This window comes from Methanimicrococcus hacksteinii, from assembly GCF_032714515.1.
Lineage (GTDB): Archaea > Halobacteriota > Methanosarcinia > Methanosarcinales > Methanosarcinaceae > Methanimicrococcus > Methanimicrococcus hacksteinii.
This window is the reverse complement of the sequence record NZ_JAWDKC010000022.1, coordinates 1-13761: the sequence shown is the minus strand read 5'-3', so window position 1 is coordinate 13761 and position 13761 is coordinate 1. Positions and strand designations below refer to the sequence as shown.

The following is a 13761-nucleotide window of genomic DNA, read 5'->3' as shown; positions in this document are numbered from 1 at the left end:
TTTTTCAATTCGTTTTCAATTCGTTTTCAATTTTTCAACTTGATTCCGATATTCTATAAAATCGGCTATATTTAAAAAACATATGTCAAAACTTGCAAAATTATCAATGTCATCAAAGTCATTACTGCTGCTTGACCGCGTTGCGCCGGCATTTCTGTTTGCGCTGCAGATTGCCTCTGTTCATTTTTAAAGCAGCCGTTCGCTTCGCGAACGGAGGCGCTGCCGCCCCTGCTGCTGCCGCCCCTGCTGCTGCCGCCCCTGCTGCTGCCGCCCCTGCTGCTGCCGCCCCTGCTGCTGCCGCCCCTGCTGCTGCGCCGCGCGAGCCGCACAAATTTTTTTAAAAAAATGATGAAAACCGATCCGCCGTTTTTGAAAACAAAAAAGAAAAAGAAAAATTAAAAAAATTGATGAAAAATGTCCCTCGTTTTTGAAAACAAAAAATAAAAAAAGAAAAGGACGGAGTTAAATACTCCAGTCCATGCTTTTTTGCTGAATGCCGTACATTTTTTTGTACAGCCCGTCTTTTTGAATCAATTCGTCGTGTGTTCCTTCTTCAACGATTCTTCCGTCATCCAAAACAACGATTTTATCGGCGTTTGTGACCGTTCTCAATCTGTGGGCGATGACAACGACCGTTTTGGAAGAAATCAATTCGGAAAGCGCTTTTTGAACTTCGCCTTCGTTTTCGGGATCTAAAGATGCTGTTGCTTCATCCAGCAAAACAACCGGGGCGTTTTTCAGCAAAGCTCTGGCAATTGAAATGCGCTGACGTTCACCGCCCGACAGGCGGCTGCCGTTTTCGCCAATCACCGTTTGATAACCGCCGGGCATTTTGTTAACGAAAGAATCGCAGCGCGCGGCTTTGGCGGCCGCATATACTTCTTCATCCGCTGCGTCATGGCGGCCGAGTTTGATGTTATTGAAAACGGTGTCGTCGAATAAAACAACATCCTGGAAAACAAAAGACATGTATTCCATCAAATGTTCGGGGTCGACGGTTTTGATGTCCGTTCCGCCGATTGAAATTGTTCCGGCGGTCGTGTCCCAGAAGCGGGCGATCAGTTTGGAAATCGTGCTTTTTCCGCTGCCGGACGGGCCGACGAGCGCCGTGACTTTGCCTTCCGGAATCTGCATTGTGATGCCTTTGATTGCGTTTTCCTTGTTGTAGCTGAACATGACGTTTTGGAATTCAATACCGTAATTTTGAATCGGAACGGATTTGCTGCCTTCCATCAGCGGCTCATTCCGAAGCGCTGCCAGCCTTTTCAGCGACGGTTCCAGGAAGAAATATTCGCTGATCAATGTCAAAACAGTTGTCAGCGGTCCGTAAATCCGGGACGCGACGATTAAGAAAAGCAAAAGCGGGAAGATTTCAAGTGTTCCGCCGAGGAACAAATAAACGCCGACCGCAACGGTAATCGGCAATCCCATCTGAAGGAAAAGAGAAATGCCGACGGTCACAACACCGACGATAAATTCCAGCGAAAACGAATTCTTCATCAGGTTTTTCAAAGACTTTTCAAGCGCTTCGAACTTGCCGCCGCCCAATTTGAACGACTTGATGACTTTCATGCCTTCCAGATATTCCTGCGTTTTATCGGCGGCGTCCAATTTGCTTTTGTGCAGCCGTTTGTCATATTTTGTCTGCAGATTTTTGGACAAATAAATCAGGAACAAGGCAATCGGAAACGTAATGAAAGCTGCAATGCCCATCCGCCAGTCGTAAACAATCAGCATAATCATAACAATTGTAATGGATATGATCTGGCCGAAAAGCTCGGGCACAAGATGCGATAGCGCGGATTCCATGCGCGTGCAGTCGGCCATAATTGTCGTCGTCAAATCCGTGAGATCTTTGCGGTTAAAGAAGCTCAGCGGCAATTTTCGAAGGCGTTCGGCAAGTTCTGTCCGCACGTTGCCGACTTCGGTGTAAGCGCTGACATAGCATTTGTTGTATTCGTTGGCGTATGACACCGCCGTTAAAATGATGCCGGCAAGCGCGATACCGAAAGAAATCCAAAGTCTTCCCGGATCAATAACAGATCCCGTAAACGGTTTAAGCAATTCGAAAACAAAAACAGAAACCGAAATTGCAGGAATGAAAAGGCAGAGATTTGTGATAACGACGGCAAGAATCGCTTTTTTCAAATCGCTGTATCCTTTTTCCGAAAGATAATTTTTAATCCGAAAAACCATCAAGCCGCTTGAATCATCCTTTCCGAAAAGATCTCCGAATTCGTCATTTGCGGCCGTATTTTTACTGCTGTTATTGTGCGACATTTAAACCGCGCCTCCTTGTGCGGAAACATCCGTTTTCTGAACATTTTTTGGAATATTTTTCCGGACATCGTTTGAATTTTTTGAGCCGTTTGAATCATTTGAATTTTTTGAATCGTCTGAACCATTTGAATCGTCTGAACCGTTTGAATCATTTGAATTTCTTGAATCGCTTTTCAAATCGCTGTTTTGAGAAATGCGCCACGAGAGTGTCGAATCATACGCTTCCCACATTTTTTTGTAAACACCGTTCTTTTGAATCAGCGCATCGTGGGTGCCGCTTTCGGCGATTTTTCCTTCATCCATGACGATGATTTGATGCGCGGTCCGGATTGTCGGCAGGCGGTGCGCGATCATGATGACGGTTTTTTCTTTCACCAATTCTTTAAAGGCTTCCTGAATCTTGTATTCGTTTTCGGGGTCGGCAAAAGCGGTCGCCTCATCTAAAACGATGACTGGCGAATCTTTTAAAATCGCGCGCGCAATCGCAATCCTTTGGCGCTCGCCGCCGGAGAGGTGAATGCCTTTGGAATCAACAATTGTATCGTAACCGTTCGGCAGCTTCCGAATAAAATCGTCGCACTGCGCCGCGCGGGCCGCCGCGTAAACTTCCTCATCTGCAGCATTCTGTTTTCCGACCAAAATATTGTCTTTAACGCTTTGCTTGAAGAGAAAAACATCCTGGAACACGAAACTGACCATATCCATCAGGTCATCCGTTTTCAAATCGCGGATGTCCGTGTCGCCGACGTAAACGGCACCGCTGTCGACATCCCAAAAGCGCGGAATCAGATGAGCAATCGTGCTTTTACCGCTGCCCGAACGGCCGACAAGCGCGGTAATTTGTCCTTCCTCGGCTTTGAAGCTGACATCGGAAAGGGCTTTGTGTTCGTTGTCTTCCGTGTAGGAAAAAGAAACATTTGCGAAACGAATGCTTCTGCCGGCAACGGCTTTCGGATCGGCGGGGGAAACGGGCTCCCGGACGGAAGGCGTATTGAATGTTTCGTCCATGCGGCCGATGCCGTCAAGAATAACGTCTCCTTTGTTGCTGACATACATCAATTTCATAAACGGGGAAACAACGGATGCCGAGAAGATGAGATAGAAAATAAATGTCAAAGCGAATGCGGTGTAATCCGTTGTCCGCGTGACCCACCAGATGCCGATGGGAATGATGAAAAATGAAATGTTGTTTAAAATGGTGACAAACGCGGTCATCGGAGCGCGGCACATGTATGTGTATTTGATGCAGAATTCGGTGTAATTCATGATGGACGTGTGGAATTTTTTGAATGAGTAGACCGTTTGGTTGAAAATTTTAATCACGGAAATGCCGCGGACATATTCAACGGCGGATGAATTCATGTCTTCCAGCGCGTCCTGATATGTTTTTAAAAACATGACTTTGTTTTTGCCGCCGAATGAAACGGCTTGGATAACGTAGGCAAGAGCAATCGGAATTAAACAAACAAAGCCGACGCGCCAGTCGAAATACAAAAGCAGAAGGACTAAAATAACGGGCGCGGCAAACGACCCCACAAGATCCGGAAAATGGTGCGCGATAAAAAGTTCGATGCTTTCGATGTTGTCATCCATGACTTTTCTGAGTTTTCCGGTGGCGTTTTGATTGAAGTAACCGAGCGGAAGCGAGGCGAGTTTTGACGCGAATTCGATTTTAAGATGGTAAAGCGTTTGAAAAGCGGCTAAGTGCGAACACATTAAAGCGCCGAACATTGTCACCAATGTGATTATGACGGCTGCGATGATGTATACGATGTACATCATCAGCAGCGACGCGTCAATGCTGCCGGGATCGGAAAGATGCGGCAGAATTTCTTTGAGAATTAAATAAAGAAGAATATAAGGAATGAAAGAAGCGGCGACGCTGATAATTGAAAGTATTGCGGATGCGAACATGTATCCTTTTTTGTAAAAGGTGATTTCAAACAGCCTTGACCGGCCGCGTTTAACGGCATTCGCGTCCTGTTTGAATTTTTCACTTTCATTTTTTTGGAAAAGTGAATTTCTGTTTTCATAATAATTTTCATCGGTTTGAGACATGAAACATCTCCTGTATTTGAATTGTTTAGGAATTTGCAAATCTGTACGAAACGGCTGTTTAAAACAGCCGGCCGTGAATATTTCCCGTCATTTGCCGCGCAGAAAACATTTTCAAATGCGCCGGCACAAAATGAAGACAACAATACTGCGGCAGTAACCAAACGGCAGTGACAACCCGCAATGACAATACGGCAGTAACAATATTGCAACAGCAATATTGCAATGACAATGCCGCAATCATGCGGAAATAACAATTAACCAAAGATCGTTTTTGAAAAACTTGAAAAATAAGGACAGCCCGTTTAAAAAGATAAACGGGCTGCAATGTGATTGAAAATTTGCCTGATTAAAAATTTAAATTGAATCAGCAATTCAAATCTTCTGTTTTCGTCAGTTGGAAATAAGTTTGATGAGATAAATATATTTCGGTTAAACGAAATTAAATGCCTTTTTGATTCTCCGGATTTGAAATAAACGGATAATGAATAAGCGAATGAATAAGTGAATGAATAAATGAATGAATAAGTGAATGAATAAATGAATGAATAAGTGAATGAATAAATGAATGAATAAGTGAATGAACAGTGAATGAATAAATAAATAAGCATACGCGTTTGTTAATTTTCAGTCGTATGAGGTCGGATTTGAATTCATTTTTGAAGTTTGTGCGGCTCGCGCGGGGCGGGCGAATCATTTGAGACAGGCGAAGCATTCGAAACAAACGTCACCGTTTGGAAAAAATAAAATTCGGCGGACTTTTGTCAAATCTTATTGTAAAATTTAAATCGTATCAATTCTTTTCAATACAATCTTGATTGAAAATTTAATTTCAAATTATTTTATGATCATTATCAGAGGCAACTGAATGGATAAATATGACAAAGTAATGGATCTTGCCAAACGCCGCGGCTTTTTATGGAACTCTTTCGAACTTTACGGCGGCGCTGCCGGCTTTTTTGATTACGGGCCGCTCGGCTGTACGGTCAAAAGAAAAGTCGAAAACCTTTGGCGCGATTTTTATGTTTTGAACGAAGGGTATATGGAAATCGAAGCGCCGACCATCGGTATTGAAGATATTTTTGTGGCGTCGGGTCACGTCGGCGGCTTTTCCGATCCGCTGACGGAATGTGCCGACTGCGGCCAGTCTTTCCGTGCCGATCATTTGATTGAAGCGCTCGGAATCGAAGGCGTCGGCGCGCTCAGCACGGACCAATTGGACGAAATGATTGTCGCGCACAACATTGTCTGTCCGGAATGCGGCTGCAAGCTCGGCAAATCTTTTGAATTCAATCTGATGTTTCAAACCAAAATCGGTCCGGGAACGGGCCGCCCGGGTTATTTGAGGCCGGAAACCGCGCAGGGCATGTTTGTTGATTTCCAGCGCTTGTCACGCTTTTACCGTGAAAAGCTGCCGTTCGGCGCTGTTCAGATCGGCAAATCTTACAGGAATGAAATTTCGCCGCGCCAGGGCGTTTTAAGACTTCGTGAATTCACGCAGGCCGAATGTGAAATTTTTGTGGATCCGGATATTAAAACGCATCCGAATTTTGACAAATACAAAGACATGACGCTCACGCTTTATCCGCAGGCGCAGCAGGCCGATGAAGCCGGAAAGACGATTCAGAAAACGGTCGGCGAAGCGGTTGCCGACGGCACTGTCGCACACGAATTTTTGGCTTATTATGTGGCGCTGACCAATGATTTCTTGATCAGTGTCGGCATCGCGCCCGAGGACTTGCGTTTCCGCCAGCATTTGAGCGATGAGATGGCGCACTACGCTGTCGACTGCTGGGATGCGGAAGTGAAAACGGACCGCTTCGGCTGGGTGGAAGTTGTCGGTATTGCCGACCGCACGGATTATGACTTGTCCGCGCACGCGAAACAGAGCAAGGTTGAGCTTTCCGTTTACATTGAATATCCCGAACCCGTGATTGAAACGAAATTCGTTGTCAAACCTGACATGGGAAAGCTGGGGCCGTTGTTCAAGGGGAAAGCAAAAGCTGTCGGCGACGCGCTTAAAGAGCTCAGCGCCGAAGCGATTCAAAACGCCGGCGATGAAATTACCGTAACGGTTGACGGCGAAAACTTTACCGTGCCGAAAAATTTGATCGCGTTCGGTGAAGAAAGCGTTAAGATTTCAGGCAAAACCATTGTTCCGCACGTCATTGAACCGTCTTACGGCATTGACAGAATCACTTATTGCGTGATGGAACACGCCTATGATGAAGAAGAAATCACTGCGGATGCAGTCGTTTCTGATGACGAGGGCGATGAAAAAGAAGAAGGCCGCGTTGTCATGAGATTTAAAAACGCGATTGCGCCGTATCAGGCGGCCGTTCATCCTTTGATGGGAAAGCCGGAATTATCCGCCGCCGCCAAAAAATTATTCAATGAAATCATTGCCGCCGGCATTTTGTCGGACTACGACGAATCGGGAACAATCGGCAAGCGTTACAGAAGAAACGATGAAATCGGTATTCCGTTTTCGGTGACAATTGACTTTGATACGATTGAAAAAGAAACAATGCCTGTGACGATTCGCGACAGAGACACGATGAAGCAGATTCTTGTGCCTGCCGCCGCGTTGGTTTCAACTTTAAAAGGATTGCTTGCAGGCGAAAAAACATTTGAAGAAAGCGGGGAAATTGTTTCCCGCTGATTATTTTTTTTGTCTTTTGTTTTATTTTTCTTTTTGATTTTGTTCTCGTTTTTTTCGTTTCATGATTCTTTTTTATTTCCTGCTGCGTTCTTTTTATTTTCTGTTTCACTCTTTTTATTTTCTATTTTGCTCTTTTTATTTTCTGTTTCGTTTTTTATTTTCGGCTTCGTTCTTCTTTGTCTTATTTAATTTCTTATATTTCGATTTTTAATACTTTTGATTTTTGAATTGAAATCATGAAGTCTTTTGGCATTGATTCAAATAATATTGTTTAACCCGGTAAAAATTCTGAAAATAAATTTATTTTAAATTAATTTTAGGTTTATACAAATTTGATTGATTTTTTGATTTTATCGAACTTTTAAAAACATGATGCTTCAATGAATAACACGCTTATTGATGTCGATTATTAAAATAAAAAAGTATATATAGGATTCAAACGTACATATGAAATAACTCAAATTAATTTGATTTACTTTTGAGCCCTCTGTATATATTTTCTAAAATTTCGATACGCCATATATTGAAAAAAGCAACAGAATTGAAAAACGAAACCTCCGTTCAAAAACAAACCAATTTGTTCAAAAGAAATATCCCCGTCAAAGTCTGACAGCAGCCCGTTGAAATAAACGGGCTTCTTTCTCCTTTCTTTTTTTCATTCTTTTCACTTTTGAAGCAAACATGCTTTTTTCGGCAAAAATTAAAAATCCGGCCGGAAGTCAAACCTTCAAATTCAAAAAATTCATGGCAGAAATTAAAAATTGTTAATTCGAAATTCGCAAAATTGAAAATCTGCAAAATTGAAAATCTGCAATTTAGATTTTTAAAATTGAAACATTTAAGGTTTGAAATTCTTAAATTTAAAAAAATAAAAATAAAAGTAAAATAATGCCGTTTGCCGTCAAAATTCAGCAGAATGCGGCGTAATATTCGCCGTGTTTTTGAACTTTAACGGGAATATCAAAGAGCGCGGTGAGGTTTTCATCGGTGAGGATGTCTTCTTTTTTGCCGTCGGCAAATATTTTGCCGTCTTTGATGAGAACCACGCGTTTGATTTCGGGAATAATATCCGATAAATCGTGGGTGACAAGAACAATATTTTTGCCGGCAGCGGCAACGGCGCTGACTGTTTTTCGGAACTGGTCGATTGATTTCATGTCCAGGCTGTTGGTCGGCTCGTCCAGGACAAGCGCTTTCGGATCGTGAACGAGCGCGCGGGCAATCAGTGTTTTCCGGGCTTCGCCGGAGGAAATTTTTGTCATTTTCTGATTCGCCAGATGATGAATGCCCAAAAATTTCAAAACTTCATGCGCCATCGCTTTCATTTCAATCGTGACATCGAAGAAATCATCGTAAATGCCGATGCTTGAAAAATAGCCCGAAATGACCGTCTCAAGGACCGTGTTGTCCCGAATGCAGGCGTACTGAAGGTCGGTTGTAATAATGCCCAATCGTTTGCGCAGATCAAAGATATTCCACATCTCTTCGCCCATGATGTTCATACGAAGATCGGGAACGCCGGCAACCGGATAATATTCGCGCGTCATGACTTTAATCAAAGAAGATTTGCCCGAACCATTCGGACCGATAATGGCGATGCTCTCCTCGGCCTCGACGCGAATTGAAATATGATCCAAAATCAAACGGCCGTCTTTAACCACCGTAATATCGGCAAAATCAAGAAGCGGAACATTCTCCTGTTTTTCTGTCATGATAAATGCATGTAGAGTTGAACGGTTATTAAGTTTTCCAAAAAATGATGTCATCTTTCATTTTTGAGACTCATGCTGCCGAATTTTGCCGATGTCCGCGCGCGAGCCGCACAAATTCCGGAAAAGATTGAAAAATCGGATTCGCCTTTTTTAAAAAGAATAAAAACAAGAACAGGAGTAAAAACGGAAAGAAAAATGGAAAGAAAAACAAAACGAAAAATAGAGCATTGTTACATTGGGTAGCGATGTCTTTTTTATTTGTTTTTTTTACTCGTTCTGCTTTATTTTGAAAATCGTTTATCCTTTTCTATAAATTTCATTATAATCTTCAAACATCGTTTTTTAAAAGTTCACGAAAAACCGAACGCCGTTTTTTTCTTGACTTTTTTGATTTTATTTTTTGGATTTGTTTTTCGGGGTTTATCGGGAGTTCGGGTTTGCCGAAAATTCGAAAAACCGATGTTTGGATTTGAAACAAATACAGCAAACCCCACTCCAAATGACGAATTTCGGGCGGCGCGAAGCGGCGAACGAAATCGGAATTTGGAGAGGTTTTCAAAAAAAAAGAAAAATTTAAAGAAAAAGCAATCCGTTTTTTCCAGTTTATTCCCACGTTTTGCATTTTTCGTTGAATTCACGGGATGAATCTCCAACGCCTCCTTTCACTCGCTTCGCTCGCGAAACTCGTCGTTGGAGGTGGTTGTTCCGGTTTTTCAATTCATTTCAACACAAAATAAACATCGTTTTTTTCAATTTTCAAAATACGAACTCCGTTTTTTGCTTGAACTGCTTTCAGAATGTTTTTTTGTTTTTCGGGGTTTATCGGGAGTTCGGGTTTGCCGGAAATTCGAAAAACCGATGTTTGGATTTGAAACAAATACAGCAAACCCCGCTCCAAATGACGAATTTCGGGCGGCGCGAAGCGACGGACAAAATCAGAATTTGAAACGAAATGGAGAATTATCTATATTTGAATAGCAATGCCAAAAATAGAAATTAAAATTCACCGTTTAATTCTGCTTTCGAAAGCCCGATGTTTCGTCGTCGATTAATTCCGTGATTTTATGCAGCTTTTTAATCTGATATCTGTACCAAAGATAAACCAGAGCGATTGCCGCAATCAATGCGGAAAATGCAATAATCAGATATAACGGCGCTTTTTCGCTGTAATATTTGACGCTGATGTTTCCGATCGGATTGTTCCATTTTAAAACATTCCGGCCTTCGCCGTCTGTTTCAGCCGAGTCCGGATTCGGCGACGCTTTTCCGATGATTCTGTTTCCGGTTGTCATTCCTTCCGGCAGAATAACTTGAACGGCGTCAGCTTTGTCATTGATCAAAACTGAAGTTCCGCCCGACTGGGGAATAAAAGTGTAAACCAAAACGCCGGTAAAGTTTTCTTCAAGTTTTAAAGTCGGTGAATTTTTTGCATCTTTCAGCGTATAAGAAACATCCGTCAAAACAGGATTTTCAATAAGTGCTTTGATTCCTTCAGGCGTTGCGGAAAAATCTTCCGTATTTTCCGTATTTTCCGTGTTTTCTGCCGTTATGAAATAAATGTGTTCAAATACGGGCGCGTCAAAAGACAGCAATCCCGAGTCGCGGAGAAGAGAAATTTCATTTTGATTGTTCACAAAAAGAACGACCTTTGTCGCCGGCGTGTTTGAAACAAAATAAGTTCCCGAATCAACGACTTTTTCCGCGCCTTTGACCGTCGGAATAAAAACATTCAATTCATAAATTTCCAAAACACCGGCAATATCTTCCGCTTCTGCCGCGCTGTTTTGTTCTCCCGTCAGCGCCGTTAAGCATCCGCTCAAAGAAACGGCGATGAGAATTAAAAACATAAGAAGAAACGGAAAATAACCTTTTTTCATATGTGAGAATAGGACTCGATTCATAAAAATGTTTGTTTTTTTAATTTTTTTAAAAAAGGTGAGATGAAGGTGCAAAAAAATTGCACGCTTTCATCGATTAAGACGACAAAGCCGTTTTAAATTGGATTGAAATCAAATTGGAATTTGATTAAAATTGATTGAAATCAGATTGGAATTTGATTAAATTTGCGCAATGCAATACACAATACAATGCAATTACACAATACAATGCAATTACACAATGCAATGCAATTACACAATGCAATGCAATTATGCAATACAATTATGCAAGGCAATGACGCAAAAAATACGGCGTCAAAATCAGAAATATCCGATTTTAACATTTTGCGTATAGTTTTGAAGCGGCGTTAATTTGTAATCTTCCAAAAGGACTTCGTATGTGTTTTTGACCGGAACGGAAAGAGAAATTTCTTTTGTTCGGCCGTAGCGGCCTTTGCTGACGACAACGGCATTGATAATACCGAGCATATCCAGCTCGGACATCAAGTCGGTGACGCGGCGCTGTGTTAAAACGTCCATGTCAATCGCTTTGCAGAGTTTTCTGTAAATGTTGTACACTTCGCCCGTCGTAATGCTTTGCGGCGACAGATTCTGATTTTGGGCGCTGATGTTGAGCGTGACAATGCTGAACAAAACCAGTTTTGACTGTGTCGGCAGTGTTCGGACAACTTCGACAACGCGGTCCACCTCAATCTTGTCCTGCGCGACGCGGACATGAATTTCCGTAACGATTTTTTCTTCGCGGCGCTCGGCAATTTCGCCTGAGACGCGCAGCAGGTCAAGCGCGCGCCGGGCATCGCCGTGTTCCTGAGCGGCCAATGCGGCGCAAAGCGGAATCACGGAGCCGTCCAGAGCATTTTCAGTGTACGCCATTTCTGCGCGCTGGTAAAGAATGTCTCTGATTTGGTCGGCATCGTACGGCGGGTAAATGATTTCTTCTTCGCCGAGCGAGCTTTTCACACGCGGGTCTAAGAAATCCGTAAATTTCAAGTCGTTTGAAACGCCGATAATGCTGACACGCGCCTGTTTCAAACTGGAATTGATACGGGATAAATTGTAAAGAACGTCATCGCCTTTCTTGACAAGCTTGTCGATTTCATCTAAAATCACGATGAGAACCTGCTCTTTAGTGTCAAGTGCTTCTTTAAATTTCTGAAAAACCTGGTCAGTCGGCCAGCCGGTCATCGGGATGTCTTCGCCGAAATGACGGGCCAGATTTGCCAGAAGTCTGTATTGCGTGTCAATCACTTCGCAATTGACATAAATGACGGAACATTTCACGCCCATTTTTTCACTCATATTTTCAAGTTCTTTGCCGACGTACCGCGTCACCGCTGTTTTTCCGGTACCCGTTTTGCCGTAAATGAGAATGTTTGACGGCGTTTCGCCGCGCAGCGCAGACACAAGAATTGTCGCCAATTCTTCCGTTTGCTCGTCGCGGTGAACCAAAACATCAGGCGTGTATGAATGTCTCAGAACTTCCTTGTCCTTGAAAATGGATTCATTTTCAAGCAAGCGTTCAAATAATTTGTTGAGGGAGCTTGTCATATCGTTTAATTCTCCTGTGAAACCGATCAACACCAACCGAAAAATTCAGCTGTATTGTTAGCCGTTTTTCTTTTTGACCGCAAACGGATCAAAATTTTCCGCGAAAAACCGCGGCCTGTTTTGAAAAATCGATGAGCCGCTGATGTGTGAAAAAGCGGACTGACTTATTTTCCGTTATTGGCAGCCGAAAAACATCGAAAAAACGGTTATTTCCGACAGATTCCGATGAAATACGAATAAACCATGATTAAAGACATTAAAAGAATCTGCAAAAACGTTTTTGAAGGTGCTTTTCCGATGCAGGTCAATATTTTGAAATTTTTAAAATCAAGATTTTGATTTCAATCACACGGATGCAAAAGGCGCAGATTCTTAAACTTTAATTTGATTTATTTTCGGCTCGTGGCACATTGAAAGTTATGAAGTTAAATGAATTTTAAATGCTTTTTCGGGCGGGTTCATTTGAGACCCAATCCGAAATTTTGTGTAAGATATCCAAGAGAAGTAAAGGTATTAAAACTTATGGGATTAACACCCCTTTATTTCCTATGGAAAAACAACATCAAGAGATGAATCGAATATATATTTTTGTTTTGAGCATGGTTTACAAATACTGAAAAAAGAGACGGATGTTTCGAATGAAAAACACATTCAAAAGATTCTTTTTAAACAGTTTTAAGGTTCATCGGAAACAAAGGATCTTGAAAATAAGATTTCCTTTGGAAAAAATAATTTTTCAAAAAATAATTTTCTGTAAAAAAGAATACAATTTCAATTGAAAATACCAATGAGCAATTAGTGTTTTATATAGCTAATAATTTTTTAAATAACTAAATAAGTTCATTAAAACACAATATTTTCAGTATAACGAATAAATTTTTATATGTAGAAATGTTACGTTTTTTGATTATACTTTCTAAATTCCGTTTGCAAAAAGATTCAATTTTGACCGGTTTTTGATTTTTGAAACAGATTTGTTAAAAATAATTCAAGAATGATTCAAAGAACAGTTCAAAGAACAGTTCAAAGAACAGTTCAAAGAACAGTTCAAAGAACAAGTCAAAGAACAGTTCAAAGAACAAGTCAAAGAACAGTTCAAAGAACAGTTCAAAGAACAAGTCAAAGAACAGTTCAAAGAACAAGTCAAAGAACAAGTCAAAGAACAGTTCAAAGAACAAGTCAAAGAACAGTTCAAAGAACAAGTCAAAGAACAGTTCAAAGAACAAGTCAAAGAACAGTTCAAAGAACAAGTCAAAGAACAGTTCAAAGAACAGTTCAAAGAACAGTTCAAAGAACAAGTCAAAGAACAGTTCAAAGAACAAGTCAAAGAACAGTTCAAAGAACAAGTCAAAGAACAGTTCAAAGAACAAGTCAAAGAACAAGTCAAAGAACAGTTCAAAGAACAAGTCAAAGAACAGTTCAAAGAACAGTTCAAAGAACAGTTCAAAGAACAAGTCAAAGAACAAGTCAAAGAACAAGTCAAAGAACAAGTCAAAGAACAAGTCAAAGAACAAGTCAAAGAACAAGTCAAAGAACAAGTCAAAGAACAAGTCAAAGAACAAGTCAAAGAACAAGTCAAAGAACAAGTCAAAGAACAAGTCAAAGA

The 13761-nt window shown here is 41.5% G+C and carries 8 protein-coding genes; 3 read left to right on the top strand and 5 right to left on the bottom strand.

What is annotated here, in order from left to right:
• Positions 1-158: 158 nt before the first annotated feature.
• Positions 159-341, top strand: a complete 183-nt coding sequence (locus MmiAt1_RS06900) for a hypothetical protein (RefSeq protein WP_318786156.1) — start codon at positions 159-161, stop codon at positions 339-341.
• A gap of 121 nt (positions 342-462) precedes the next feature.
• On the opposite strand, the gene MmiAt1_RS06895 is transcribed toward MmiAt1_RS06900, so the two are convergent.
• Together MmiAt1_RS06895 and MmiAt1_RS06890 are read right to left on the bottom strand one after the other, a co-directional pair.
• A complete protein-coding gene (locus MmiAt1_RS06895) occupies positions 463-2280 on the bottom strand; it encodes an ABC transporter ATP-binding protein (protein ID WP_318786155.1) in 1818 nt (605 codons plus the stop codon).
• The gene (locus tag MmiAt1_RS06890; protein WP_318786154.1) at positions 2281-4338 is read right to left on the bottom strand and encodes an ABC transporter ATP-binding protein; all 2058 of its coding nucleotides are present in this window, start codon (positions 4336-4338) and stop codon (positions 2281-2283) included.
• A gap of 865 nt (positions 4339-5203) precedes the next feature.
• Between MmiAt1_RS06890 and glyS the strand changes: the two genes are divergently transcribed.
• Positions 5204-6997: a glycine--tRNA ligase gene (gene glyS, locus MmiAt1_RS06885; protein WP_318786153.1), complete on the top strand. Its 1794-nt coding sequence runs from the start codon at positions 5204-5206 to the stop codon at positions 6995-6997.
• Between the two features lie 908 nt (positions 6998-7905).
• On the opposite strand, the gene MmiAt1_RS06880 is transcribed toward glyS, so the two are convergent.
• The 3 genes from MmiAt1_RS06880 to MmiAt1_RS06870 all read right to left on the bottom strand — a co-directional run bounded on the left by MmiAt1_RS06880 (position 7906) and on the right by MmiAt1_RS06870 (position 12155).
• Complete coding sequence (locus MmiAt1_RS06880) at positions 7906-8709, bottom strand: ABC transporter ATP-binding protein (protein ID WP_318786152.1); 804 nt, start codon at positions 8707-8709, stop codon at positions 7906-7908.
• Between the two features lie 1010 nt (positions 8710-9719).
• Positions 9720-10556 (bottom strand): DUF5803 family protein, encoded by an 837-nt coding sequence (locus tag MmiAt1_RS06875; protein ID WP_318786151.1) that lies wholly within the window; start codon positions 10554-10556, stop codon positions 9720-9722.
• A 351-nt stretch (positions 10557-10907) separates the two neighbouring features.
• Positions 10908-12155 carry an ORC1-type DNA replication protein gene (locus tag MmiAt1_RS06870; protein ID WP_318786150.1) on the bottom strand — a complete coding sequence of 416 codons (1248 nt, stop codon included), beginning with the start codon at positions 12153-12155 and terminating at the stop codon, positions 10908-10910.
• Positions 12156-13149: 994 nt separating this feature from the next.
• Between MmiAt1_RS06870 and MmiAt1_RS06865 the strand changes: the two genes are divergently transcribed.
• On the top strand, positions 13150-13761 hold a 612-nt coding region (locus tag MmiAt1_RS06865), incomplete at its 3' end, for a hypothetical protein (protein WP_318786149.1).

Bases quoted from the DNA above. Each gene is read 5' to 3' on its own strand.
- MmiAt1_RS06895 (WP_318786155.1), bottom strand. From the start codon at position 2,280: ATGTCGCACAATAACAGCAGTAAAAATACGGCCGCAAATGACGAATTC.
- MmiAt1_RS06890 (WP_318786154.1), bottom strand. From the start codon at position 4,338: ATGTCTCAAACCGATGAAAATTATTATGAAAACAGAAATTCACTTTTC.
- glyS (WP_318786153.1), top strand. From the start codon at position 5,204: ATGGATAAATATGACAAAGTAATGGATCTTGCCAAACGCCGCGGCTTT.
- MmiAt1_RS06880 (WP_318786152.1), bottom strand. From the start codon at position 8,709: ATGACAGAAAAACAGGAGAATGTTCCGCTTCTTGATTTTGCCGATATT.
- MmiAt1_RS06875 (WP_318786151.1), bottom strand. From the start codon at position 10,556: ATGTTTTTAATTCTCATCGCCGTTTCTTTGAGCGGATGCTTAACGGCG.
- MmiAt1_RS06870 (WP_318786150.1), bottom strand. From the start codon at position 12,155: ATGACAAGCTCCCTCAACAAATTATTTGAACGCTTGCTTGAAAATGAA.